Here is a 25,377-nt window from a genome sequence, read left to right on the forward strand (position 1 = left end):
CGACGCTCACGACACGATGTCCTTGCGGGAGAACCCCCGGAACGCCAGGGCGAACAGCACCAGCGCGTACGACACCGACACCGCCGCGCCCTTGATCATCCCGCCCCACTCCAGCTGCGGCTGCAAGGCGTCCGCCCACGCGAACTGCCAGTGCGCCGGCAGGAACTCGCGCCACGACCCCAGCGCGGTCACGGCGTCCAGGACGTTGCCGACGATCGTCAGTCCGACCGCCCCGCCCACCGCGCCCAGCGGCGCGTCCGTCCGCGTGGACAGCCAGAACGCCAGCCCCGCCGTCACCAGCTGCGACACGAACACGAAGGCCACCGCGATGGCCAGCCGAGGCACCGTGTCCCCGGCCGCCAGCGCCCCGCCCGCGGGGAGCTTCAGCGGCCCCCAGCCGTACGCGGCCGTTCCCACGGCGAGAGCCACCACCGGCAGCAGCACCATCGCCGCCAGGCTGAAGCCGAGCGCCACCACCAGCTTGCTCCACAGCAGCCGCGGCCGGGGCACCGGCGAGGCCAGCAGGTAGCGCAGCGAGGACCAGCTCGCCTCCGAGGCCACCGTGTCCCCGCAGAACAGCGCCACCGGCACCACCAACAGGAAGCCGGCCGACACGAACAGGCAGGTCGCGGCGAAGTTCGCCGCCGAGGCCGTGGCCGTGTCGATCAGGGTGATCCGGCCGTCCCCGCCGCCCCGGCTGCCCGGGCCGCCGCCCACGGCGAACGCGATCATCAGGATGAACGGCAGCGCGGCCAGCACCCCGCCCATCACCAGCGTCCGCCGCCGGCGCCACTGCCGCAGCGCCTCCACGCGCAGCGGCAGCGTGCGGCTCGCCCGGTAGCCCGGGGCCACCTCGTGCGCCACGCTTCGTACCGCGCTCATGCCGGGCCTCCGATCAGGGTGAGGAACGCGTCCTCCAGTCGTCGGTGCGGTCCCACTCCGGTCACCGGCACCTCCAGCCGTACCAGTTCGGCGATCAGCCCCGCGGCCGTCGCGCCTTCCAGCCGTACGAGCAGCCCGTCATCGGTGGCCGCCACCGAGCCCACTCCTTCCAGCGCCGCCACCTTCTCGAGCCCCGCCTCGTCCACCGGGTCCGCCAGCGTGACCAGCAGGGTGTCCCCGCCGCCGGTGATCTCGGAGACTTCGCCCGCCGCCACCCGCCGGCCGCGGTCCATGACCACCAGGTGCGTGCAGGACTGCTCCACCTCCGACAGCAGGTGACTGGAGACGATCACCGTCCGCCCGCCGGCCGCGTAGCGGATCATCACGTCCCGCATCTCCCTGATCTGCGGCGGGTCCAGACCGTTCGTCGGCTCGTCGAGGATCAGCAGGTCCGGCAGCCCGAGCATGGCCTGCGCGATCGCCAGGCGCTGGCGCATGCCCTGCGAGTACGTGCGCACGGCCCGCTCCAGCGCGTCGCCGAGCCCGGCGATCTCCAGGGCCTCCGCCATGTGGGAGTCCTCGGCGGGCCGGCCGGTGGCCTGCCAGTACAGCTCCAGGTTGGCGCGCCCGGTCAGGTGCGGCAGGAATCCCGCGCCCTCCACGAAGGCCCCGACCCGGGAGAGCACCGGCGCCCCGGCCCGTACCGCGTGGCCGAACACCCGGATCTCCCCGGCGTCCGGCGAGATCAGCCCCATCAGCATCCGCAAGGTGGTGGTCTTCCCGGCCCCGTTGGGTCCGAGCAGCCCCAGCACCTGCCCCTTCTCCACCCGGAAGGACAGGTCCCGCACCGCGTACCGGTCCTGTGCCTTCGCGTACCGCTTCGTCAGTCCCGTGATCTCCAGTGGTACGTCGGCCAGTGCGGCCTCCGGCTGCGCCGCCGCGGGCCGTCGACCGGTCCGCCGGATCCCCAGCAGCGCGGCGGCCAGCGCGGCGGCGCCCAGCGGCAGCCCCCACGCCCAGGCGGGCAGCCCGGCCGACGCGGTCCGTACCGCGGGTGCTTCGGGGACGGCCAGGGCGCTCTGCGCCGAGACCGTGTACGTGGCCGGCGCGGCCGGGGTGGCGTAGCCGAGGTCGGTCGCGGCGACCACCAGCCGCAGCCGGTGTCCGGCCTCCACGGCGTGGTCGATCGCGGGCAGCCGCAGCTCGACGTTCGCGCCCTGCTGCGCGTTCTCCACCCGTACCGGGGCGACCAGCTGACTCGGCAGCACCTGCTGTCGCCCGTCGGGCCCGACGTCGTACACCTTGCCGAACAGTACGGCCGATCCGTCCGCGGCTGTCGACCTCACGTTCAGGGTTACGGTCGGCGTCCCGGTGATCCGGACGTCCCGCGTCAGCGGCTCGGATTCGAACCGGGCGTTCTGCCCGGGGAAGTCCAGCGAGAGTCCGGCTCCGAAGGCGGCGAGCTGCCCACCGATGCCGGGCAGCGAGGAGAGCGCGGGAGGAGCCCCGCCCGCGGGATTGGCGAAGCTCTGCTCGCGCCCGGTGAGGGCGAACTCCCGAGGGCCGGAGGTCAGTCCGGGGTACCGCTCGCCGCTCGCGCCGCGCAGCTGCACCTCACCGTCGGTGGAGTCGATGCCGCCGGAGCGCGAGACCCGGAACACCGGGCCGGTGTCCGCCGCCTCGTCCCCCTTGAGGTAGCGGTCGAACCAGGACGCGACCCGCGCCTCGACCCGGTCCGCCTCGCGCATGCCCCCGTCGTGGCCGCCGGCCGCCCAGTCGACGGAGACGGGCGCGCCGTTCGCCGCGATGGCCTTGGCCATGGCATCGGCCTGGTCCAGCGGGAAGAGGGAGTCGTCCTGGCCCTGCACGATCAACGCCGGCACGTTGATCCGTGCGCCCACGGCCGACGGACTGCGCTGCTCCAGCAGGGCTCGGGCCTCCGGGTCCGGCTTCCCGGACACCGCGACCCGCTCGTACATCGCGCACAGCTCGGGCTGGAACCGGCCGCAGCCGGGGGCCGCGGGAGCGTCCCGCTGCGGTCCCGCCTGCTGCTGCACGCCGCCCGAGGAGCCGGTGGTGAAGAAGATGCCGGACCACAGCTTCTTGAAGACGCCCTGGGGGAAGAGGGAGTCGGCGAGGTTCCAGTAGGTGATCTGCGGAGCGATCGCGTCCACCCGCCGGTCGTACCCGGCGGCGAGCAGCGAGACGGCCCCGCCGTAGGAGGCACCGGAGACGCCGACGCGTGGATCGCCCGCCGCGTCCAGGCGCACCTCCGGGCGGGCGGCCAGCCAGTCGACGAGCCGCGAGACGTCCTTGACCTCGTACTCGGGATCGTTCAGCCCGATCCGGCCGCCGGAGCGGCCGAAACCGCGCGCCGACCAGGTCAGGACGGCGTACCCGTCGCGGGCCAACCGCTCGGCCTGCTCGCGGACATCGTCCTTGCTGCCCCCGAACCCGTGCCCGAGGAGTACGGCGGGACGTTTCTCCCCGCCGTCGGTGGTGAAGTACGAGACGTCGATCCCGACATCGGGCGTCTGCGGGCCGGGCACAGCCGCATCGGGCGCAGCCGCATCGGGCACCTTCAACACCTGGTCCTGGCGGTGCACGGTCGGCTCGTCGCCGCCGCCCGCGGCCGACCACGTGCCGCCTCCCGCGACGACGACGAGGGCGGCGGCGCCCGCGAGCAGGCGATCTCGGCGGCGCCGGGGCAATCGGAGCTTCATACGGGAACCCTAGACGCCCGGATGCCCCGTACCCGAGCGCCCAGAGGGGGATGTCCCGCACTTCCCGAGGAGTACACCAACCACCCTCGAGTACCGCGCCCGCGGTACAGGGGCCGCCGCCGACCTGCGCCGCGCGCCCGTCGGCGGGAGGATGGCCGCATGCTGCTGGCCGAGCTCGCGCGCGTGTCCCGGGAGGTTGCCGACACCTCCGCCCGCTCCCGGAAGACCGCCCTGCTCGCGGAGCTCTTCGCCGCCGCGCCGCCGGAGGAGGCAGGGCTGGTGATCTCCTACCTCGCCGGGCGCCTCCCGCAGGGCCGACCGGGCATCGGCTGGCGCGCCCTCGCACAGCAGACCCCTCCCGCGCCGGAGCCCACCCTCACCGTGCTCGCCGTCGACGCCGCGGTCACCGAACTCGCCGCCGCCAAGGGCGCCGGGTCGCAGACGCGGCGGCGCCGGATCCTCGACGCGCTGTTCGGCGCGGCCACCGAAGCCGAGCAGGCGTTCCTGCGCAGCCTGCTCTCCGGGGAGGTGCGCCAGGGCGCGCTCGACGCGGTGGCGCTGGAGGGCGTGGCCTCCGCCGCCGGCGTACCGGCCGCCGATCTGCGCCGGGCGGTGATGCTGGACGGCTCGCTGCCCCGGGTCGCGGAGGGCGTGCTGGCCAGGGGCGCGGAGGCGCTCGGCGAGTTCACCCTGCGCGTCGGGCAGCCCGTACAGCCCATGCTGGCGAACACCGCCACGTCGCTGGCCGAGGCGCTGGACGCGCTCGGACCGTGCGCCGTGGAAGAGAAGCTCGACGGGATCCGGGTGCAGGTGCACCGCGAGGGCGATGACGTACGGGTGTACACGCGCTCCCTCGACGAGATCACCGACCGGCTGCCCGAGGTGGCGGAACTGGCCCGCGCGCTGCCGGGGGAGCGGTTCATCCTCGACGGCGAGGTCATCGGCCTGGCGGCGGACGGCCGGCCGGTCCCGTTCCAGGACATCGCGAGCCGGGTCGGCTCCCGCGTGGACGTCGCGGCCGCCCGGCGGACGCTCCCGGTCGTCCCCTACTTCTTCGACATCCTGGCCGGCGGCGAGCAGGTGCTGCTCGACCTCCCGGTCCGCGAGCGGTACGAAGCCCTCGCCGCCCTCGTGCCCGAGCACGCACGGGTCCGTCGGCTCGTCGTGGAGGACCCGGCGGCGCAGGCCGCCGAGGCCGAGGAGTTCCGGGCCGAGACCCTGCGCCGCGGCCACGAGGGCGTCATGGTCAAGGCCCTCGACTCCTCCTACGCGGCCGGCCGGCGCGGGAAACACTGGCTGAAGGTGAAACCCGTGCACACCCTGGACCTGGTGGTCCTCGCCGCCGAATGGGGCCACGGCCGGCGCACCGGGATGCTGTCGAACCTGCATCTGGGAGCGCGGGCCGCCGACGGCACGTACGCCATGCTCGGCAAGACCTTCAAGGGGCTCACCGACGCGATGCTGCGCTGGCAGACCGAGACGCTGCGCGCCCTCGCGACCTCGGACGACGGCTTCACCGTGCGGGTGCGGCCCGAGCTGGTCGTGGAGATCGCGTACGACGGCCTGCAGCGCTCCCCGCGCTATCCGGCCGGGGTGGCCCTGCGCTTCGCGCGGGTGCTCCGGCACCGCCCGGACAAGAGCGCGGAGCAGGCCGACACGGTGGAGACGGTGCTCGGACACGGCGGTTTTGCCTCAGAGGCAAGCTAGATTGCCAGGCGGGCAAGACTCTGGCTCAATCGGGGCATGACACCCGGTTCTGCCCCCGGTCCCGCTCCCGGTCCGACCCCCGAAGAGGCGCCCGAGCACGAGCACCCGGGCGAACACGCGCCCGACGAGCTGCCCGCCGTCGCCCCGCAACTGCGCGAGCTGCGTCGACGCGCCGGCCTCACCCTGGAGGCCGCCGCCGCCCGGGCCCGGCTCTCGCCCGCCCACCTGTCCCGCCTGGAGACCGGCCGCCGCCGGCCCTCGCTGCCGCTGCTCCTCGGGCTCGCCCGCACCTACGGCACGACGGTCTCCGAGCTGCTCGGCGAGACCCCCGCCATCGCCGATCCCATCGTACGGGCCGGCGATCCGGGCGCCCGGGAGGCCGATGGATGGACGTACTGGCAGGCCGGCGGCTCCGGGCGCGGGATGCAGGCGCTGCGCGTGCACGTACCTCCGCCGGCTACCGCCGGGAGGGGCCCCCATGGCCGCGGCCAGGGCGAACTGGTCCGCGTACATCCCGGCGAGGAATGGCTGTACGTGCTCGGCGGGCGGCTGCGGCTGCACCTGGGGGAGGCCGAGTACCTCCTCGAACAGGGGGACAGCGCGCACTTCGATTCGCTCACCCCGCACCGGATCGCCGCGGCCTCCTCTGGCGGGGCCGACCTGCTGTTCGTCCACACCCTGCTGCAGAGCAGCCTCGCCGGGCTGTGCCTCGGCGGATCCACCACGTCCACGCACCGCCCGTAGCCCAGGAGCCGCATCCATGTCCGAAGGAAAGAACGTGATGACCATACGGGGGCGCTTCGAATCGAAGTTCCCGCGCGGCCTCGTGATCCGGCTGATCGCCTACCTGTTCGTCGGCCACCTCTTCGCCTTCTTCGTCTACCTCCTCTTCGTCCTGGGCGCCAAGAACCAGTGACGTCGCGGGGCGCGTGACTGCACGCCGCACGACTCTGGAAACGTGCAGGTCCTGTGGCTACCCTCCGCGCATGATTCCCACGGTTGTCTGGGGCACCGGCAACGTCGGCCGTTTGGCCATTCGTGCCGTAGAGGCCCATCCCGCGCTGGAGCTCACCGCCGTCATCGTCCACGATCCGGCCAAGGTCGGCCGCGACGCGGGTGAACTCGGCGGACTGCACCACCCGTTGGGGGTGGCGGCCACCGACGACATCGAAGCCGTACTGGCCGCCCGCCCCCGGGCCGTGGTGTACGCCGCCTCCGGCGACGTCCGCCCCGACGAGGCACTCGCCGACATCACCCGGGCCGTCCGGTCCGGAGCGGTCGTCGTCAGCCCCGCCCTCTACCCGCTCTACGACCACCGCAGCGCCCCACCGGAGTTCCGCGAGCCGATCCTGGCCGCGATCGCCGAGGGCGGTGGCTCGTTCTTCGCCTCCGGCGTCGACCCCGGCTGGGGCAACGACGTACTCCCGCTCCTGCTCAGCGGACTCGGCACCACCATCGACGCCATCCGCTGCCAGGAGATATTCGACTACTCCACCTACGACCAGCCGGACTCCGTCCGCCACCTCGTCGGCATGGGCCAACCCATGGACCACGAACCGATGATGCTCATGCCCTCCATCCCGACCATGGTGTGGGGCGGGCAGATCCGGATGATGGCCCGGGCCCTCGGCGTCGAACTCGACGAGATCCGCGAGACCGCGGAGCGCCGCGCGCTCGACACCACCGTGACCACCCGCACCATGGGCGATTTCGAGGCCGGCACCCAAGGGGCGATCCGTTTCGAGGTGCAGGGCATCGTCGAGGGCGAACCCCGCATCGTCATCGAGCACGTCACCCGTATCCACGCCTCCTGCGCACCGGACTGGCCGACCCCGCCCGACGGCGGCGACGGCGCCCACCGGGTCGTCATCGAGGGCCGCCCCCGCATAGAGGTGACCGTCGAGGCCACCGACGAGGGCGACAACCGCTCGGCCGGCGGCAACGCCACCGCCGTGGGCCGCCTGGTGAGCGCCATCGACTGGCTCACCGAGGCGGAACCCGGACTCTACGACGCCCTCGACGTCCCGCTGCGCCCCGCCATCGGCAAACTCGGAAGGAAACAGCCATGAGGATCGACGTCCCCGAAGGGCAGCACCCCATCGAGTACGTGTGGGGGGACATGGTGCCCGGTATCGGCATGGCCGCCGCGAACTTCTCGCTGTCGGTGTACGCCCACACGACCCTGGGACTGCGCGAGTTCGAGGCGGCCCGGCTGCGCGTCGCGCAGATCAACGGATGCGTCTTCTGCCTCGACTGGCGCACGGAACGGGACGGGGAGAAGGTCGAGGAGGAGTTCTCGGAGGCGGTCACCGAGTGGCGCACCACCGAGTCCTTCGACGACCGCACCCGGCTGGCGGCGGAGTACGCCGAGCGGTACACCCTCGACCACCACGGGCTCGACGACGAGTTCTGGGACCGGATGACCGCGCACTACAGCCAGTTGGAGATCGTGGAGCTGACGATGAGCATCGGCTCCTGGCTCGCCTTCGGCCGGCTCAACCACGTCCTCGGCCTCGACAGCGTGTGCGTGTTGCCCGGCCACTGACACGGGTCGTGCCGCGGCCGCCGGCGCGGCGGCTGCGGTACGGGGCCACGGGCTCAACGCTCTTCGAGGACCGCCCGGATCACGTGCCGGGCGTTGCCCGCCATCGCCGGATTCGTCTCGCGGTAGTACGGCAGCGCGATCAGGGCCTGCGAGAGCGTCCGGCCCCGCCCGCGGACCCAGGTCGCCTCGTCCACGCCGAGCGCCTCGCGGAAGACCGCCCGCGCGTCGGCCGGGAGCAGGTTCCACGCGGGGAAGAGGTCACAGGCGGGATCGCCCACCCCCGTGCACCCGAAGTCGATCACCGAGGCCAGTCTGCCGCCGTCCACCAGCAGGTTGCCCGGCGTCAGATCGGCGTGCAGCCACACCGGCGGCCCGTCCCATTCCGGCGCCCGCAGCGCGTCCTGCCACACGGCGGCCACGGCGTCGCAGTCGACGCCCTCCTCCGGGATCCCGCGGAGCTCCTCGATCGCCGCCCGGGTATCCGCGTCCTGCTCGGCGAGGGGCCCGCCTCGGTGGGCCTTCGGCGCCCCCGGCAGGGTGATGCCCCGCATCGCCGACACGAAGTCCGCCAGCTCCTCGGCCAGTCGCACGGGCCGGCTCAGCGACCCCGCCTCGGGGGTCTCCCCGGCCCGCCACCGGTACACCGACCAGGGCCACGGGTACCCCTCGGCGGGCTCCCCGGCCCCGAGCACCTCGGGGATCTCCGCGGGCAGCCGGGGCGCGAGGAGCGGCAGCCACTGCCGCTCCAGTGCCACGTCCTCGGCTCCGCCGCGCACCAGGGGCAGCCGTACGACCATGTCGTCGCCCAGCCGGTACATGGCGTTGACCGTGCCGCCGGACGCGGAGCGCTCCACCGCCGGCTCGGCCCACTGGGGGAACTGCCCGGCGATCAGGCGGCGTACGAGGTCCTCGTCGATGGGATGCTGTCCGGGGTGCATCGCTCCTGTGGTCATGGGCCGCCATCCGATCGTCGGACGCCGTTGGACGTCAAACGCTTTTCCGGCGGCCCGCGGCCCTTGCGCTCGCCCCTTGCTCCCGCGCCCTTACAGGTCGGTGGCGATGATCTTCTCGATGTTGCGCTCGGCGAGCGCCGTGATCGTGACGAACGGGTTGACGCTGGTGTTTCCGGGGATCAGCGCGCCGTCGATCACGTACAGGCCGGTGTAGCCGTGCAGGCGCCCGTAGTTGTCGGTGGCCTTGTTCAGCACCGCGCCGCCGAGCGGGTGGTAGGTGAGGGTGTCGTTCCAGACCTTGTTGCCGCCGAACAGGTCGGTCCGGTAGATCGTGCCCTCCTTCGCGTTGATCTTGTCGAAGATGGTCTTGGCCATGTCGATGGACGGCTGCTTCCACGCGGTCTGCCAACTGAGGTCGGCCTTGCCCGTGGCGGCGTTCCAGCTGAACTCGGCGCGGTTCGGGTTCTTCGTGATCGACAGGTAGAACGAGGCGTACGTCTCGATCCCGGTCGGGAGCGGTGCCACCTCGGCGAACGCGCCGCCGGCGTCCCAGTTGTCGATGCCGGAACAGGGGATGGTCGCCTGGAGCTTGCCGGTCGGGTCCCACATGTGGTTGGCGCGGCCGCACATGACGTTGCCGTTGTCGCCCCAGCCCTTGCCGACCTCGGTGTTGAGGTTCGGCAGCGCGCCCGTGGCCTTCAGCTTGACCAGCAGCTTGCTGGTGCCGACGCTGCCCGCGGCGAAGAAGACCCGGTCAGCCGTCACCGTCTTGGTGGCCACGGTGTCGCCGGTGGTGTTGAGCTGGTCGATGGTGACCGTGTAGCCGCCGTCGGTCGTGGGGGTGACCGAGGTGACCTTGTGCAGCGAGGAAATGGCGACCTTGCCCGTGGCCCTCGCCTGCGCCAGGTACGTCTGGACGAGGGACTTCTTGCCGTGGTTGTTGCCGTACAGGATCTCGCCGTCCAGCGCCGACTTGGTGGCCGTGCCGGCGGCCTCCTGCTTCATGTAGTCCCAGTCGTACACGTCGGGCACGAAGGTCCACGCGAAGCCGGAACGCTGGGCGTGCTTCCGGCCGACCCGGGAGAACTGGTAGCAGGCGGCGGTCTCGAACCAGTTCGGGTCGATCATGCCGACCCCGAGCCCGGCGTTGGCCCGCGGGTAGTAGGTCTCGTACATCTCGTCGGCGTCCACCGACGGCAGTACGGCCTGGAAGTTGGCACGCTTGGGCGTCACCGCCATGCCGCCGTTGACCAGCGAGCCGCCACCAACGCCGCGGCCCTGGTAGACCGTGATGCCGGCGAAGTCCTCGGCGTCGAGGATGCCCGTGTACTTGGGGACGTCCTTGTCGATGGGGAAGCCGAGGAAGTTGCTCAGCGGCGCCTTCGTCCGCGTGCGCAGCCAGAACGAGCGGTAGTCCGGGCTGGTCACCTTCGGGAAGATCTTGCCGTCCGACCCCGGGGTGACCCAGTCCATCCCCATCTCGATCATCTGCACGTCGACGCCCGCCTGCGCGAGCCGCAGCGCCGCGACGGAGCCGCCGTAACCGGTGCCGATGACCAGGGCCTGCACGTGGGCGCCGCTCTCGACGGGACCCGGCGCGGGGGCGGCCTGAGCCTGGGCCGGGGCGATGTGCCCGGCAAGGGTCACGGCCCCGAGAATGGAACTCGTTCTAGCAATGAATCCACGACGTGAAATTCCGTGGGGATCTTTTCCGGGCAGGGCTCTGTCACTCATGTGACGTTCCTCACTCTCGGCGGAATGGGAACGAGTTCTACTGCTGCCCTCGTGTGAAGTCACTACATACGTCTAGGTAACTTTCGGTCGATCACAGCACTGGGGGACCGGGTTCCCGACGCCGGACCCAGGCCGGCACCAGCAGGGAGGCGACCGCCGCGAAGGCGCACCACGTGGAGGCGAATTCCAGTCGCCACAGCGCTGAGCAGGCCAATGCCCCGGCGGCCAGCACCGCGCCGAGGAACCGCAGCCGCCGGTCGCCGGCGAGCAGTAGGGAGCCCAGGGTGGCGAACAGATAGCCCGCCAGGAGCAGGGGCATCCACGGAACATTCACGCCGTAGCCAAGGGTGTGGCCCCGGAGCTCGGCGGTCACCGGCCCGGTCGCCAGGCAGTACGAGAGCACGGCCGCGGTGGCGAGACCGACGGCCGCCGGTCCCCACAGCCGGCGCCGGGCTTCCGGCGCGGCGGCGAGCAGCACTCCGAGCGGCACCCAGACGGGCAGCACGGGCAGGGCGATCACGGCCCAGGCCGTGGCGGCGGGGGAGCGGCCGCCCCCCGATGCCCAGACGGCGGCCTCCACCAGTTGGTGCGCGCCCAGCAGCAGCGGCAGCGCGGCGAGGGGCAGGTCGCGGACGCGTCGCACCCGTACCAGGCACACCACTCCGACGGCGGTGATGACCGTGCCCGCCGTCAGATCGGCCGTCGCGCTCCAGCACATGGCAGCAGCCCGGACCGGACCCGAATCAGCCGGGAGGCGGCGGCGCGGTGGCGGTGGCCGAATCCTCGGTCATGAGCCCTCTCCTGTCATCGGCCGCCCACCGGCCTCCCTCGGGGGTTCGAGTGGTGGAGCGGCCACCGCGCAGTGCGTCTGGCACTCCGGGTGGCAGGCCCCGGGCGCGGGGGACCGCACGGTCGCCCAGGCCACGACGGCGCCCGCCACGAACGTCCCCGCGCACCAGAGCATGGCCCGCCCGAAGGCCGCGTCGAACTGGGTCGCCGAGCGGTACGACTCCGGTCCCATCCCGGCCAGCAGCGGCAGCGCCGCCACCGCGAGCAGCCCCGCCGCCCGCGCCGCGGCGTTGTTGATGCCGCTGGCCAGCCCCGCCCGGCCCGGGTCCACCGAAGCCAGCACGGTCGCCGTCAGCGGAGCCACCAGCGCCACCAGACCCAGGCCCATCACGGCCATCGCGGGCAGCACGTCCCCCGCGTACGAGGCGTCCGGCCCCACCCGCAGCATCAGCAGTGCCCCGGCCGCGCACACCACAGGCCCCACGGTGAGCGGGATCCGGGGCCCGATCCGCTCCCCGAGCTCCCCCGAACGGGCGGACAGCAGCAGCATCAGCGCGGTGGTCGGCAGCATCGCCGCCCCGGCGGCCAGCGCGGAGTAGCCGGACACCACCTGGAGCTGGAGCACGACGAGGAAGAAGAACCCGCCGAGGGCCGCGTACACGCACAGGGTGACCAGATTGACGGCCGTGAACTGCCGGGAGCGGAAGATGGCCGGCGGCATCATCGGTTCCGCCCGCCGCCGCTCCCACCAGATGAACGCGGCGCCGAGCAGTACGCCGCCCACCGCGGCGGCCACCACCGGAGCCGCCGCGGACCGCGCCTCGATCAGCGCGTAGGTGACCAGCGCCAGCGAGGCCGCCCCCAGCACCGCACCGGCCACGTCGAACCGCCCGTGCGCCTGCGGATCCCGCGATTCGGGTACGTGGCGCAGCGCCACCGGCACGCACACCGCGGCCAGCGGCACGTTCAGCAGGAACACCCAGCGCCAGCCGGGCCCGTCCACCAGCCAGCCGCCCAGGAACGGCCCCACCGCAGCGCCCACGCCGCCCAGCCCCGACCACAGGCCCACGGCCCGGGCCCGGTCCTCGGCGCGGATCGAGCCCTGGATCAGTGCCAGCGAACCGGGTGTGAGCAGGGCGCCGCCGATGCCCTGCAGGGCGCGGGCGGCCACCAGCACCCCGGCGTTCGGCGCGATGCCGCAGAGCAGCGAGCCCACGGCGAACCACACCACGCCCAGCACGAAGACGCGCCGCCGCCCGAAGCGGTCGCCGAGCGCCCCACCGACCAGGATCAGCCCGGCCAGGGTCAGCAGATAGGCGTTGACCGTCCACTGGAGCACGGCCAGATCGGCGCCGAGGTCCCGCCCGATGCGCGGCAGCGCGACGTTGACCACCGTCGAGTCCAGCAGCGCCATGCTCGAACCGAGCACGGTGGTCAGCAGGATCCACCGGCCGCGGGCGGACGCGAGCGGGACACCGGCGGGGGACGGCTCGGCGGGCGCAGTCATGACTTCAGGCTGGCCCGCGTGGCCGAGAAGGGCCACCGGGAGGGCAGGGTGCGGCTCATTGGGCCCTCTTGTAATGAGCATGACCTCTACTTCACCATGACCCGCGCACGTCACGCGCACCCTTCCCGCACAACCCGCACACGGCGTACGAGGAGACAACACGTGGCCCAACGCGACAAGCGGTCCTTACGAGCCTCAAGGCCCGAAGGGCCGACGAGGCCCGCACGGTCCTTACGCACGGCGCTCGCCGCCCTCACCTCACTCCTGCTCCTCCCGGTCGGCGCGGGCGTGGCCGCGGCGGCGCCGGAACCCGGCCCCGCCCCGAGCGCCGCCGAGCGCAAGATCGAGCCCAAGCTCCGTACCCAGCTCGACGAGTCCGCCAAGGCCGTCTTCTGGGTCTACCTCGACAGCGCCGCCGACCTCACCGCCGCGAGCAGGCAGCAGACACGCGCCGCCAAGGCGGAAACGGTCCTGCGGGCCAAGAAGGACCACGCCGCGCGCAGCCAGGCCGAGGTCCTCAAGGCCCTCGAAGGCGCCCAGGCCGAGTACACCTCGTACTGGATCGTCAACGCCGTCCGCGTCGTCGGCAGCCAGAAGCTCGCCGGGACCCTCGCCCAGCGCCCCGAGGTCGCCCGCATCGACGCCGACGACAAGGTCGAGCTTCCCAAGCCGGCCGAGGGCAAGCGGGAGAACGCCGCGGCCGACGCCGTCGAGTGGAACATCGACCGGATCAAGGCCCCGCAGGTATGGGACCAGCTGGGCGTGCGCGGCGAGGGCATCGTCGTCGCCAACATCGACAGCGGCGTCGACCACACGCACCCGGCGGTGAACAACCAGTACCGCGGCAAGCGCGCGGACGGCTCGTACGACCACGCCTACAACTGGTTCGACCCGGCCGGAGTCTGCGCCACCGCGGCCCCCTGCGACAACAACGACCACGGCACCCACACGATGGGCACGATGGTGGGCGACGACGGCGGAGCCAACAAGATCGGCGTGGCCCCCGGAGCCAAGTGGATCGCCGCCAAGGGCTGCGAGTCCAACTCCTGCTCCGAGGCCTCCCTGCTCGCCTCGGGGCAGTGGATCGTCGCCCCGACCGACGCGAGCAGCCAGAACCCGCGCCCCGACCTCGCCCCGCACGTCGTCAACAACTCCTGGGGCGGCCCGGGCGGCGACACCTGGTACCAGGAGATCGTCGACACCTGGCGGGCCGCCGGCATCTTCCCGGCCTTCTCCAACGGGAACGCCGGCCCCGGCTGCGCCACCAGCGGCTCACCCGGCGACTACGCGAGCTCCTACAGCTCCGGCGCCTTCGACATCAACAACGCCATCGCCTCGTTCTCCTCGCGCGGCGCCGGCCCCGGCGGCATCGTCAAGCCGAACATCGCCGCCCCGGGCGTGAACGTCCGCTCCTCGGTCCCCGGCGGCGCGTACGAGGCCTTCTCCGGCACCTCCATGGCCTCCCCGCACACCGCGGCCGCCGTGGCCCTGCTGTGGTCCGCCGCTCCCTCCCTCGAAGGCGACGTCGCACAGACCGCGGCGCTGCTCGACGGCACCGCCCAGGACACCGACAACGCCCAGTGCGGCGGCACCACCGCCGACAACAACGTCTTCGGCGAGGGGAAGCTCGACGTCCTCGCCGCCGTGAACGCCGCCCCGCGCGGCGCGATCGGCGCGCTCGGCGGCACCGTACGCTCCGACGGCCTGCCCGTCGGGGGCGTCAAGATCACCGCCGACGGCCCGATCGACCGTACGACCACCACCGCGGCCGACGGCAGCTACCGCTTCGCCTCCCTCTCGGTCGGCGACTACGCCCTGACCGCCTCCAAGTTCGGCTACGGGACGCAGAACGCCACCGCGACGGTGACCGAGAACGCCACCGCCACCGGCGACTTCACCCTCACCCAGGCCGCCTCCGGCAAGCTCACCGGCACGGTCTCCTCGGCCGCCGGACCGGCCGCGGGCGCCTCCGTCACCATCGCGGACACCCCCGTGTCCGCGTCCACCGACGCGCAGGGCCGCTTCGAGGTCACGCTGCCGCACGGCACCTACGACGTGAACGCCACCCACGCCTCCCGCTGCGTCACCGGAGGCACGGCGAAAGTCACCCTCACCGGCGACGCCACCGTCGCGGTGAACCTGCCGGAGCGCACCGACGGCTACGGCTACGCCTGCGCCACCGCGGGCGACCGCCCCTACCCCGCCGGGACCAAGCAGCTCGCGCTCACCGGCGACAACACCACCGAGCGCGTAGACCTCCCCTTCCCGCTGCCGCTGTACGGAAAGACGTACGGGCAGGCCTGGATCGGGACCAACGGCACGGTCAGCTTCGGCGGCAACAACACCGCGGACGTCAACGGGGACATCCCGAGCGCCGCCACCCCGAACGCCGCCCTGTACCCGTTCTGGGACGACCTGGTCGTCGGCGCGGCGGGCAGCGGCTCCGGTGTCTTCACCTCCGTCACCGGCACCGCCCCGCACCGCAGCTACGTGATCGAGTGGCGCCAGGTCTCCCACTGGTCGGCGCAGGCCGACAAGTTCTCCTTCTCGGCGGCGATCGGCGAGGACGGAACCGTCTCGTACGGCTACAAGGGCACGGGCGGCACCGGCATCAAGGGCGGTTCCACGGCCACGGTCGGCGTGGAGAACGCGGCCGGGACCGACGCCTTCAAGTACTCCTTCAACACCGCGGTCATCACGGACGGCCTCTCCATCGCCTTCCGCACCACGAAGAGCGGTGTGGTGACGGGCCGGGTGCTCGACGCCAACGACGGGGGCGGCGTCGCGGGCGCCACGGTGACCGTCGGCACCGGCGACACGGCGGTCTCGGCGACCACCGCGACCGACGGCGGCTACGTGGTCCAGAGCCCCTCGGGCTCGCGCGCCGTCCACCTGTCCGCACCGCAGTACGAGGCCGCGCAGGCGACCGTCGACGTCAAGGCCGCGGACGTGACGACGGTGACGCAGTCGCTGCGCACCGGCAAGGTGACGCCCTCCACGCCCGCCCTGGACGTGGTCATCCCGCCGGACCAGCGGCGGACCCGGACCCTGGACCTCACCAACCCCGGCCTCGGCACGGCCTTCACCGTCTCCGAGAACGCGGACTGGCTGACGGCCACACCGGCCGCCGGGAACCTCCCGACGGGCGCGAAGACCCCGCTCACCCTCACGGTGGACACGAAGGGCCTGACGCCCGGGTCGGTCCTGACCGCCGACCTGAAGATCACGTCGGCGAGCGGCCGGACACCGGTCCTCAGCGTCCCGGTCAAGGTCGTCGTCCCGCGCTACCAGGTCGCACTCGACGCGGGCGCCGACCACGCGGGCACGGACGCCCTGGGCGACTCCTGGTCCCCCGACCGCAAGTACACGGCGGGCTCGTACGGCTACCAGGGCAGCTCCTCCGTCCGGTCCACCGTCCGCACCATCGCCGGTACGGACGACCAGCGGCTGTTCCGCAACGCCCGCGAGGGCATGTACGAGTACCGCTTCGACAACGTGCCGAACGGGACCTACACGGTGGAACTGGGCTTCGCGGAGCTGTCCTCCACCAAGCCCGACAGGCGCGTATTCGACGTCCTCGCCGAGGGCGTCCAGGTCCTGCCCTCCCTGGACATCTCCCTGGAGGCGGGCACGTACACGGCCCTGACCCGCACGTACACGGTGAGGGTCACGGACGGCATCCTCAACGTCCGCTTCGTCACGCACAACGGATTCGGCAAGCCCCTGCTCAACACCCTCCGAGTGACAGACCGCCCCGACAAGAGCTAGGCAGAGGGGGCGGGGAGCCCACGGGCGCCCCGCCCCGCTCGGCCCCTCCCCGCCTTTCGGGTGGCGGGGCGGTGAAATCGCCGCCACGGGCCCGGAAGGCGGAGCCCGGCTCGTTAGCGTGGGTGAACATGACGCTCCTGAGCGACCAGGCCGACGGCATCCGGGCTCTCGTGGCGACCGCCGACCCCGGGGCGGTGTGGGCGGTCGGCGATGCCGACGGCGTTCACGCGGGGTCGCACCCCCTCGACGACGGCGATGACGACATCGGTGCCGGTGCCGACGTCGGCGGGCTTCTCGGGGTGCTGGCGCTCTGGCCGGTCGTCGGGAGCCTCGTCGAGGAGGGCGCGCTGCGGCTGCACACCCCCCTCGCGGTCTACGGGGACACGGACGCCCCCGCCGGGACCACCGCCCACCACCTGCTCACCCACCCCGGCGGAACCGCCGCCCTCACCCGGCTCGCCGAGCGGCTCGCCGGGAGCCCCCTCGGCGAACTCGCGGCCGCCAGGATCTGGCGCCCGCTCGGCATGGCCGGCACGCGGTTCGCCGACAGCACCCTGTACGCACCGCCCGCCGACCTCGTCCGCTTCCTGCGCCACCTCCTCTCGCCGGCGCCGACCCCGCAGGGCACGGCGGCGATCAGCCGCACCTGGACCACCGAGTCCCTCCGCATCCGCACCGGCGAACTCACCCCCGCCCGCGGCCTCCTCTGGCACCCGGCCCCGCACGGCGTCTGGACCCACCCCGCCCCGACGGACCACGGCCCGACCCTGTGGATCTCGCCACGGCTCCACCGGTGGGCGATCCTCCTCCCGACCGCCGCCGCGCGGCAGCCCCTGCGCTCCGCCTTCCGCGAGGCGGCGTTCGCGCGGACCGGCGCTCGCGGACTCCCCGGGTGGGACGTACGGTGATGCCGATGTCACCGACCGTCGTTGTTCCGGCTGCGGAGGTACACGCATGCGTACGGTCCAAGGGGCCGCCCTCGACGGGCTCAGAGCCCGCGTCCGGGCCCTCGGCGCGGAAACTCCCGACCGGCGGACACCCGCCGCCCCCACCTTCGGAGCCCGCCTGCGCGGCTTCGTCCGTACGGGCACACCCCGCGCCTCCGCCGCCGCACTGAGCGCCCTGCGGGCCCGCCGCGGCAACGCGCCCGCCCTCGTGCGCACCAGGTCCGGCCGCACGTTCCTCGTCCTCTTCGACCCGCTCGACCTCCACCGCTTCTACGCCGAACCCGTGAGCCTCCTCGCGGCGGACCCGCCGGAGAAGTGCCGCGGCCTGGGCGCCGAAGAGCCCGCCGGCATCGGCTGCGCCCGCGGCGAACTGCGCGCCCAGCGGCGCCGGATCAACGAAGAGGCGCTGGCCGCGGGCGTCCCCGTACACCCCTCGTGCGGCGCCTTCCTGGCGGTCGTCGCCGACGAGGCCCCGCACCTGACCGCCACCGGCACCCTCGACCTCGTCCGCGCCCGGCACGCCGTGCACCGCGCCGCCCGTCGTATCGTGCTCGGCGGCGACGCGGCCTTCGACGAGGAACTCGCCGGCTGGCTCCGACAGCTGCGCGGCGGCCGGGCCCGCGCGGCCCGCACCGTGTACGCCAAGGCCCTCACCCGCATCCAGGAGTACGCCGCCCACGCCGACGGCGACACCCTCGTCGGCCGGGCCACCCGCCGGGCCGACCCGTCCGGCGGCCTGGACCCCCTGCGCCAGGCCCACCACTGGCTGCTGGCCATGGACGCCGTCCCCGGCACCCTGCTGCGCACCCTGCTCCTGCTCGGCGCACACCCGGCCGAACAGGACGCGGCCGCCGCCGAGGCCGCCCGGGGCGGGACCGACGGTGAACTGCCCCGACTGCGGGCCTGCGTGCGGGAATCCCTGCGCCTGTACCCGGTGGTGCCCGAGCTGATCCGCGTCACCCGCGCCGAGACCGAGTGGTGGGGCGTGCGCTACCCGGCAGGGACCTCCGTACTGCTGCCCGCCGCGTTCCTCCAGCGCGACCCCGAGCGGGTACCGGCCGCGCACGTGTTCGTACCGGGCCGGTGGAAGAACCCCGACGCCGACCAGGACATCCGGATCGCCCCGTTCAGCCACGGCGACGGCCGCTGCCCGGGCGATCAGCTCGGCCTGATGATCACCGCGGCGTTCTGCGCGGAGGTGCTCCGGGGCCACCGCCTCGCGGCCGGCCGGCCCGTGCTGGACCCGGTGGGACCGCTGCCGGCCACGCTCGACCCGGGCGCCATCCGGATCACACTCAACCGCCGCTGACGGCGCCGCACATCCCGGTGTCGTCCCGCACTTCCCTCCCCTTCCTTTCCCCTGGCGAACCCCAAGAGGAACCCATGCCCGACGCCGCGACCGCGTCCTCCGCGTCCTCGTCGTACCCCGCGCCCTGCGACCAGGACGCCGACCTGCTCGACGCCCTGTGCCGCGCGCTCGCCGAGGCCGCCGACGCGGTCGGCGAGGCCGCCCGCCACGCCTCCGCACTCGCGCTCGGCCCCCGGCTCCCCGCCGCGGCCCTCGCCCGGGGAGGGCGCCACCGACTCGGCTGGCGCACCCTGCTGCGCACCCTCACCGACCCGGCGGGCCTCGGCTGGGCCCCGCGCGGCCGGGGCGTGGCCCGGGCGGGCCGGCTCGCCGGAATCCTCGCAGGGCGGGAGAGCCTCGCCATCAGCATCGCGGTCTGCGGGCTCAGGGCCCGGCTCCGGGCCGCGGGCGCCGCCCGTCCCGAACTCCTCGCCGATCCCGGGGCGTCGGCCGTTCTCGCCGCGGTCTGCGAGGGCCGGCAGGCCGAGGCGGTCCGGCTGTTCCGGCACATCATGCGCGACCAGGGAGCGGAACACGCCTTCGCGCTGCTCTCGCCCTACTTCGCGGACATCCTCGCCTGGAACGCCCTGACCGACGCGAACCCCTTCAACGACCACGCCGGCTGGCAGGTCGCCACCGGACGGGCCCAGGCGGCCGAACCGCTCCTCGGCCTCGGCGCGGCCTTCTTGGCCTTCTGCGACCGGGGCCAGGGCCTGTCCGAACGGCCCGCCGGGCAGCCCGCCCCCACCGCACGACCCACCCCCGCCCGGCGATCCGCCCGCACCCGCCGCCGAGTCGCCGGGCAGCTGCCGCGTCGGGCCCCGCGCCCGGCGGCCGCGGGCCGGCCCGGCCTGTGCGACCACGCCGCAGCGCTGCGGTCGCACGCGGTCCGGTTGCGCGCGGCGGCCGCCGCGCCGGGCTGGCACGCTCCGGAGGCCGACGGCCTGCGCACCGACGTCGCGACCCTCGCCGACCGCTGCGGGACGGCGGCCATCGGCCTCGCCCTCGCCGCCGCGCAGCTACAGGACGAGTGACCGGGCGGAACGGCAAACCGTCAGTCCTCGGCGGCAGGGAGCTCGCGCAGGGCGGTCAGCGCACTCTTGGTGATCTCTTCGGGGGATCCGGACACGTCGACGACGACGCCGAGTTCGTCCGCCTGGAGCGGCTCCAGGGTGGCGAACTGCGAATCCAGCAGGGTCGTGGGCATGAAATGGCCCCTGCGGGCCGACATCCGCTCCTCGATCAGCGATCGCTGACCGGTGAGGTGGACGAACACCGCCCCGGGCGCCGCGGCGCGCAGCCGGTCACGGTAGACGCGTTTGAGTGACGAGGCCGCCACCACTCCGCCGTTCAGCCGCGCACTGTTGCGGATCCATTCGCCGATGGAATCCAGCCAGGGCCACCGGTCGGCATCGTCCAGCGGGGTGCCTGCGGACATCTTGGCCACGTTGGCCGCCGGGTGGAACGCGTCGCCCTCCGCGTACGGAACGTCGACCGCGTCCGCGAGCAGCCGGCCCACGGTCGTCTTGCCCGTACCGGCAACGCCCATCACCACAATGACGCGTTGGGTGCCCACGCCCACCTCGCCGTCCTCGTCGACATCGGTCCCCGCGGTACCAGTGAAGCGCATCAGGCCTCCGGCGCCGAGTGCGAGGGCCGCGTTCCGCGCCCCGACCCGGCCGCCGTCACCCTCCACGTACAGCCGGCCCGAGGCCCGTACGGGAGGGTGACGCGGCGCGCACCGAGGCGCCGACCCGTCAGGCGTCGAGCACGGCGAGGTCGAGCTCGCGCAGCCGCTCCGGCTCCGCGACCACGTCGATCTCCGTGATCAGGTCGTCCTTCACGGTGAAGCGGAGCACCAGGAACAGCTGTCCGTACGGGGCCATCGCGAGGCCGACGACGCCGTTGACCAGCGCGGTCTGAGTGGCCTGAGCCCGCTGCATGGCGGCCATCGCACCCGTGGCGACGGTGACGGCGCCGCTGATGAGGATCGCCTCGGGGGAGGGGATGACCGCCTTGTCGGCGGTGAGCACCACGTCGGGATGGAGCAGGGTGACCAGCGCGTCGAAGTTCCCGCCGCGGGTGGCGGCCAGGAAGGCGTCCACCACGCGACGCTGACGGCTCAGATCGGTGGCGGGCACCAGCGGTTCGCCCTTGACCCGGCGCCGGGCACGGCTGGCGAGCTGCCGGGTCGCGGCAGGGGTCTTCTCGATCATCGGGGCGATCTCGTCGAAGGGCACGGAGAACATGTCGTGGAGTACGAAGGCGAGGCGCTCGGCCGGTGCGAGCTTGTCGAGCACGACCAGCAGCGCCAGCCCGACCGAGTCGGCCAGCTCCGCCTCCTGCTCGGGGTCGATCCCGTCCTCGCGGTTGGCGGCAGGGTCGGTCGGGTACGCCTCGATGGACTCCTCGCGCCGGGTCTCGCGGCTGCGCAGCATGTTCAGGCACACCCGCGACACGACCGTGGTCAGCCAGCCCGCGAGGTTCTCGACCTCGCTGGTGTCGGAGCGGTTCATGCGCAGCCAGGTTTCCTGGACGGCGTCTTCGGCCTCACTGAGTGAACCGAGCATCCGGTAGGCGACCGCTCGCAGATGAGAGCGGTGCTCTTCGAAGCGCTCGGTCAGCCTTCGGCTTTCGTCCACCTGTCTTGTTCCTTCCTGGCGGCGGATGATCAAAGTAGATCACCGTTGTACCGCTGATATGGCCGAATGAGACAGGGAATTGAGGCCGGAGCAGGCCGCACGGTCACACCGGCACGACCGGCCGACAGGGCGACGCCCGGCATAATGGCGCCGAACAGCCGAAGCGAGCGAGACGCCGGGTCGAAGGGTGGCCGGGCAAGAGATGGAGCCCCTGATGGATGTGCAGCACTTCGAGCGGATCACCGCGTTCATCGAAGCGCGGCTCACCCCGCTGTTCGACGCGGAGACGGGGAGCGAGTACGGATTCTCCATGGACGACACCGGGCGTGCGCTGCGCGCGCTGCGCAATGCCGTCCTGGAGGCCTCCGCGATCAAGGGTCTGCTGGAGAAGCGCGAGTCGGCCGAGCCGGCCATGCGTCGCGTCATCGACCAGTCGGTCGAGCACAACTGGGACGTCCTGCGCGGCATCGCCCGCCAGTGGGAGGACCACGCCGACTTCCGCCACGAGTTCAAGCACCACGCGTGGGAGCTCGACCACCACCACGCCGCGGCCTCCGCGGAGGCCTGACCGGCCGGCGGCGGTCGAGACGTCAGGCGGGGGGCTCGGCCGCCTTGCGGGGCGTGGTCTGCTGGACCGCCCAGCCGTTGCCGTCGGGGTCGGAGAAGTAGACGAAGGAGCCCCAGGGCATGTCCTGGATCTCGGTCACCTCGATGCCCCGGCCCCGCAGGTCGGCGTACGCCTCCTCGATGTCGGTGACGACGACCTGCATGTTGTCCAGCGATCCCGGGGTCATCCGGGTGAGCCCCTTGCCGATCGCGATCGAGCAGGCCGACCCCGGCGGGGTCAGCTGCACGAAGCGGATGTCCTCGTTCACGGTCACGTCGTGGTCGGCGTTGAAGCCGATCCGCTCGTAGAAGGCCTTGGACCGGTCCACATCGGTGACCGGCACGGCGACGAGCTCCAGCTTGATGTCCATCACAGCATCATGCTCCAGGGGCCGGTACGGCGCCGCCCGGCCCCGGAGCCGTCACCCCGTCACCCCGTCGCCCGGGGCCGCGTCCGCCGCCGCGAACTGGGTGCGGTAGAGCTCCTCGTACCGTCCCCGCGCCGCCAGCAGCTCGGTGTGCGTGCCCCGTTCCACTATCCGGCCGTCCTCGACGACCAGGATCAGGTCCGCCGCCTGTACGGTCGACAGCCGGTGCGCGATCACCACCGCGGTCCGGCCCGCCAGGGCCTCGCCCAGGGCCTCCTGCACCGCCGCCTCCGAGGTGGAGTCCAGATGGGCCGTGGCCTCGTCGAGGACCACCACCCGCTGCCGGGCCAGCAGCAGCCGCGCGATGGTCAGCCGCTGCCGCTCCCCGCCGGACAGCCGGTAGCCGCGTTCCCCGACGACCGTGTCCAGCCCGTCCGGCAGCGAGGCGACGAGGCCGTCCAGGCGGGATCGGCGCAGGGCCTCCCAGATCTCCTCCTCGGCCGCATCGGGCCTGGCCAGCAGTAGGTTCGCCCGTACCGACTCGTGGAAGAGGTGCCCGTCCTGGGTGACCATGCCTAGCGTCTCGCGGATCGAGTCGGCCGTGAGGTCCCGTACGTCGATCCCGCCGAGGCGCACCGTGCCGGCGTCGGCGTCGTACAGTCGCGGCAGCAGCTGGGCGATGGTCGACTTGCCGGCGCCCGACGAGCCCACCAGGGCGATCATCTGTCCGGGCTCGGCGCGGAAGGACACCTCGCGCAGTACCGGCGTCCCGCCCCGGGTGTCCAGCGTGGCGACCGACTCCAGCGAGGCGAGCGAGACCTTGTCGGCGGAGGGGTAGCCGAAGGAGACCGCGTCGAACTCCACGGCCACCGGCCCCTCCGGCACCCGGCGGGCATCCGGCTTCTCGGCGATCAGCGGCTTCAAGTCGAGGATCTCGAAGACCCGCTCGAAACTGACCATGGCGCTCATCACCTCGACGCGGGCGCCGGCGAGCGCGGTGAGCGGGGCGTAGAGCCTGGTCAGGAGGAGGGCGAGGGCGACGACGGAACCGGCGTCCAGGGTCCCGCGCAGGGCGTAGAAGCCGCCGAGGCCGTAGACGAGCGCGAGGGCCAGGGCCGAGACCAGCGTGAGGGCCGTGATGAAGGTCGACTGGGCCATCGCCGTACGGATCCCGATGTCGCGCACGCGCGCCGCCCGCGCCGCGAACTCGGCGGACTCGTCCGCGGGCCGCCCGAACAGCTTGACCAGGGTAGCGCCGGGGGCGGAGAACCGCTCGGTCATCTGGGTACCCATCGCGGCGTTCAGCGCCGAGGCCTCCCGCTGCATCCCCGCCATCCGCGCGCCCATCCGGCGGGCCGGCAGCACGAACACGGGCAGCAGCACCAGCGCCAGCAGGGTGATCTGCCAGGAGATGCTCAGCATCACGACCAGGGTCAGCAGCAGGGTCACGGTGTTCGCGACCACCCCCGACAGGGTGTTGCTGAAGGCCCGTTGGGCGCCGATCACGTCATTGTTGAGCCGGCTGACCAGGGCGCCCGTCCGGGTCCGCGTGAAGAAGGCGACCGGCATCCGCTGCACGTGGTCGAAGACCGCCGTCCGCAGGTCCAGGATCAGCCCCTCGCCGAGGGTCGCGGAAAGCCTCCGGGTCAGCAGGCCCAGCCCGGCTTCGACGACCGCGATCAGCGCGATGAGCAGCGCGAGCCGGACGACCGTGCCACTGTCCCGGCCGGCGACGATGGCGTCGACGACCCGGCTGGCGAGCACCGGCGTGGCCACCGCGAGCAGGGCGGTCACCACGCTCAGCAGCAGGAAGAAGGTGAGCCCGCGGCGGTGCGGGCGGGCGAACGCGGCGACGCGGCGCAGGCTCGCCTTGGAGAGCGGTCGACGGTCCTGCTGCGCGTTGATCGCGCTGTGCAGCGATGTCCAGGCGGTGACTTCCATGTCCATGACCCGAACGCTAATACCTCAATCAAGCTTGAGGTCAAGGCGGGCGCCTAGCTGTCGGAGTCTGCGCAGATGGCAAAGAGGCGAAGGTGCAGGTTGTCGTTCTGGCTCTCGTTGACGAGGGTGAAGACCCAGCCGGTCGCGTCATCGTTCGGCCCGGACTCGCGCTCCTGAAGAGGTTCCGGAGGGGTATTCCGCTGGCGGTAACCGCCGCCGGTCACCCTCTTTCCCGGAGGGCACTGAACGGTGAGCCTGGTAAGGGTGTTGTGGGCGAAGAGAACGTAGTCCACTGACTGCACCTCATACCCGCTGACCCCGTCGAGACCCGCGGCGCCAGTGTCGCCCTGCGGACCTTCCTCGCCTTGGGGGCCGGCGGGGCCGGCGGGGCCGGCGGGGCCGGCGGGACCCTGGGCACCGTCCACGCCCTGGGGGCCGGCAGTGCCGGCGGGACCCTGGGCTCCTTCCTCGCCCTGTGGGCCGACGGGCCCCCGTGGGCCGGTCCGGTTCCAGGTGACGGTGAGCTCAGTGCCCCGACACCGTGCTCCGGCCTCGAAATCGATGACCCGAAGCGCTCCGCTGCTCCGGGTGTAGCAGCCGGTGTAGATCCCGGCGGCTCCGGGGATGTCGGCGTGCGCCGCGCCGCCGAGCATGCTGACGGTCAGGCCCAACGCGGCGGCGGCGACCACGCCCCATCGGAAGGGCCTTTGGCGTGAAGGGGTCACGTGTGGAACACACGACATGGCAGTGATCTCCATGGAGGCTCGGGGTCGCACGGCGTGGGCCGGGTCGGCTGCGACCGAGGCGTGCCGCGAGGTCTCCCTAAAAAGACATGAATCCGTCCATATCCACAACCGTTTACCGGCTCGATCCCTCTTGTGTCGCAGTGAGTGCCGCCATCGGAATGACGGGCCGAC

The 25,377-nt window shown here is 72.9% G+C and carries 21 protein-coding genes; 10 read left to right on the forward strand and 11 right to left on the reverse strand.

Annotated elements, in window-relative coordinates:
* Window positions 1–6: 6 nt before the first annotated feature.
* Both ACFV9H_RS13355 and ACFV9H_RS13360 read right to left on the reverse strand, forming a co-directional pair.
* Entirely contained in the window at window positions 7–882 is an 876-nt protein-coding gene (locus ACFV9H_RS13355; protein ID WP_385397160.1) for an ABC transporter permease, read from the reverse strand.
* Window positions 879–3,605: an alpha/beta fold hydrolase gene (locus ACFV9H_RS13360; RefSeq protein ID WP_385397162.1), complete on the reverse strand. Its 2,727-nt coding sequence runs from the start codon at window positions 3,603–3,605 to the stop codon at window positions 879–881. The genes ACFV9H_RS13355 and ACFV9H_RS13360 overlap by 4 nt, the downstream gene beginning before the upstream one ends.
* 159 nt (window positions 3,606–3,764) lie before the next feature.
* Between ACFV9H_RS13360 and ACFV9H_RS13365 the strand changes: the two genes are divergently transcribed.
* The 5 genes from ACFV9H_RS13365 (at window position 3,765) to ACFV9H_RS13385 (ending at window position 7,857) form a co-directional block, all read left to right on the forward strand.
* Entirely contained in the window at window positions 3,765–5,312 is a 1,548-nt protein-coding gene (locus ACFV9H_RS13365) for an ATP-dependent DNA ligase (RefSeq protein WP_385397164.1), read from the forward strand.
* 36 nt (window positions 5,313–5,348) lie between these two features.
* Window positions 5,349–6,056, forward strand: a complete 708-nt coding sequence (locus ACFV9H_RS13370; protein ID WP_385397166.1) for a helix-turn-helix domain-containing protein — start codon at window positions 5,349–5,351, stop codon at window positions 6,054–6,056.
* Between the two features lie 16 nt (window positions 6,057–6,072).
* Complete coding sequence (locus ACFV9H_RS13375) at window positions 6,073–6,228, forward strand: DUF6126 family protein (protein ID WP_385397168.1); 156 nt, start codon at window positions 6,073–6,075, stop codon at window positions 6,226–6,228.
* Between the two features lie 70 nt (window positions 6,229–6,298).
* The gene (locus ACFV9H_RS13380; RefSeq protein ID WP_385397170.1) at window positions 6,299–7,381 is read left to right on the forward strand and encodes a dihydrodipicolinate reductase; all 1,083 of its coding nucleotides are present in this window, start codon (window positions 6,299–6,301) and stop codon (window positions 7,379–7,381) included.
* Window positions 7,378–7,857 carry a carboxymuconolactone decarboxylase family protein gene (locus tag ACFV9H_RS13385; RefSeq protein ID WP_385397172.1) on the forward strand — a complete coding sequence of 160 codons (480 nt, stop codon included), beginning with the start codon at window positions 7,378–7,380 and terminating at the stop codon, window positions 7,855–7,857. Before ACFV9H_RS13380 ends, ACFV9H_RS13385 begins: the two co-directional genes overlap by 4 nt.
* A gap of 53 nt (window positions 7,858–7,910) precedes the next feature.
* Here the strand turns inward: ACFV9H_RS13385 and ACFV9H_RS13390 are convergent, their stop codons facing one another.
* The 4 genes from ACFV9H_RS13390 to ACFV9H_RS13405 form a co-directional block, all read right to left on the reverse strand.
* Window positions 7,911–8,810 (reverse strand): aminoglycoside phosphotransferase family protein, encoded by a 900-nt coding sequence (locus ACFV9H_RS13390; RefSeq protein ID WP_385397174.1) that lies wholly within the window; start codon window positions 8,808–8,810, stop codon window positions 7,911–7,913.
* Between the two features lie 90 nt (window positions 8,811–8,900).
* Window positions 8,901–10,544: a GMC oxidoreductase gene (locus ACFV9H_RS13395; RefSeq protein WP_385397176.1), complete on the reverse strand. Its 1,644-nt coding sequence runs from the start codon at window positions 10,542–10,544 to the stop codon at window positions 8,901–8,903.
* A gap of 91 nt (window positions 10,545–10,635) precedes the next feature.
* Entirely contained in the window at window positions 10,636–11,262 is a 627-nt protein-coding gene (locus ACFV9H_RS13400) for a DUF6629 family protein (protein ID WP_385397178.1), read from the reverse strand.
* 69 nt (window positions 11,263–11,331) lie between these two features.
* Window positions 11,332–12,840: an MFS transporter gene (locus tag ACFV9H_RS13405; RefSeq protein ID WP_385397180.1), complete on the reverse strand. Its 1,509-nt coding sequence runs from the start codon at window positions 12,838–12,840 to the stop codon at window positions 11,332–11,334.
* Window positions 12,841–13,002: 162 nt separating this feature from the next.
* Here ACFV9H_RS13405 and ACFV9H_RS13410 point away from each other — a divergent pair, with 162 nt between their 5' ends.
* From ACFV9H_RS13410 to ACFV9H_RS13425, 4 genes are all read left to right on the forward strand, one after another.
* On the forward strand, window positions 13,003–16,608 hold the full coding sequence (locus ACFV9H_RS13410) for a S8 family serine peptidase (protein ID WP_385397182.1): 3,606 nt from the start codon (window positions 13,003–13,005) through the stop codon (window positions 16,606–16,608).
* Window positions 16,609–16,736: 128 nt separating this feature from the next.
* Window positions 16,737–17,516: a hypothetical protein gene (locus ACFV9H_RS13415; protein WP_385397184.1), complete on the forward strand. Its 780-nt coding sequence runs from the start codon at window positions 16,737–16,739 to the stop codon at window positions 17,514–17,516.
* A 46-nt stretch (window positions 17,517–17,562) separates the two neighbouring features.
* Window positions 17,563–18,864 (forward strand): cytochrome P450, encoded by a 1,302-nt coding sequence (locus ACFV9H_RS13420; protein WP_385397186.1) that lies wholly within the window; start codon window positions 17,563–17,565, stop codon window positions 18,862–18,864.
* 74 nt (window positions 18,865–18,938) lie between these two features.
* Window positions 18,939–19,937: a hypothetical protein gene (locus tag ACFV9H_RS13425; protein WP_385397188.1), complete on the forward strand. Its 999-nt coding sequence runs from the start codon at window positions 18,939–18,941 to the stop codon at window positions 19,935–19,937.
* A gap of 20 nt (window positions 19,938–19,957) precedes the next feature.
* Here ACFV9H_RS13425 and ACFV9H_RS13430 read toward each other — a convergent pair whose 3' ends face one another.
* Complete coding sequence (locus ACFV9H_RS13430) at window positions 19,958–20,452, reverse strand: gluconokinase (RefSeq protein ID WP_385397253.1); 495 nt, start codon at window positions 20,450–20,452, stop codon at window positions 19,958–19,960.
* 208 nt (window positions 20,453–20,660) lie between these two features.
* Window positions 20,661–21,545: a sigma-70 family RNA polymerase sigma factor gene (locus ACFV9H_RS13435; RefSeq protein ID WP_385397190.1), complete on the reverse strand. Its 885-nt coding sequence runs from the start codon at window positions 21,543–21,545 to the stop codon at window positions 20,661–20,663.
* Between the two features lie 214 nt (window positions 21,546–21,759).
* On the opposite strand from ACFV9H_RS13435, the gene ACFV9H_RS13440 reads away from it, so the two are divergent.
* Entirely contained in the window at window positions 21,760–22,113 is a 354-nt protein-coding gene (locus tag ACFV9H_RS13440) for a hypothetical protein (RefSeq protein ID WP_385397192.1), read from the forward strand.
* A gap of 22 nt (window positions 22,114–22,135) precedes the next feature.
* Here ACFV9H_RS13440 and ACFV9H_RS13445 read toward each other — a convergent pair whose 3' ends face one another.
* From ACFV9H_RS13445 to ACFV9H_RS13455, 3 genes are read right to left on the reverse strand one after another with little or no spacing between them, the layout of a single operon-like run.
* Complete coding sequence (locus ACFV9H_RS13445; RefSeq protein WP_385397194.1) at window positions 22,136–22,522, reverse strand: VOC family protein; 387 nt, start codon at window positions 22,520–22,522, stop codon at window positions 22,136–22,138.
* 51 nt (window positions 22,523–22,573) lie between these two features.
* Window positions 22,574–24,466 carry an ABC transporter ATP-binding protein gene (locus ACFV9H_RS13450; RefSeq protein ID WP_385397196.1) on the reverse strand — a complete coding sequence of 631 codons (1,893 nt, stop codon included), beginning with the start codon at window positions 24,464–24,466 and terminating at the stop codon, window positions 22,574–22,576.
* A gap of 47 nt (window positions 24,467–24,513) precedes the next feature.
* Window positions 24,514–25,185 (reverse strand): hypothetical protein, encoded by a 672-nt coding sequence (locus ACFV9H_RS13455; RefSeq protein ID WP_385397198.1) that lies wholly within the window; start codon window positions 25,183–25,185, stop codon window positions 24,514–24,516.
* Window positions 25,186–25,377 lie beyond the last annotated feature (192 nt).

Origin of the sequence: Streptomyces sp. NPDC059874 (assembly GCF_042731135.1) — a bacterium.
In the GTDB taxonomy this organism is placed as follows: Bacteria; Actinomycetota; Actinomycetes; order Streptomycetales; family Streptomycetaceae; genus Streptomyces.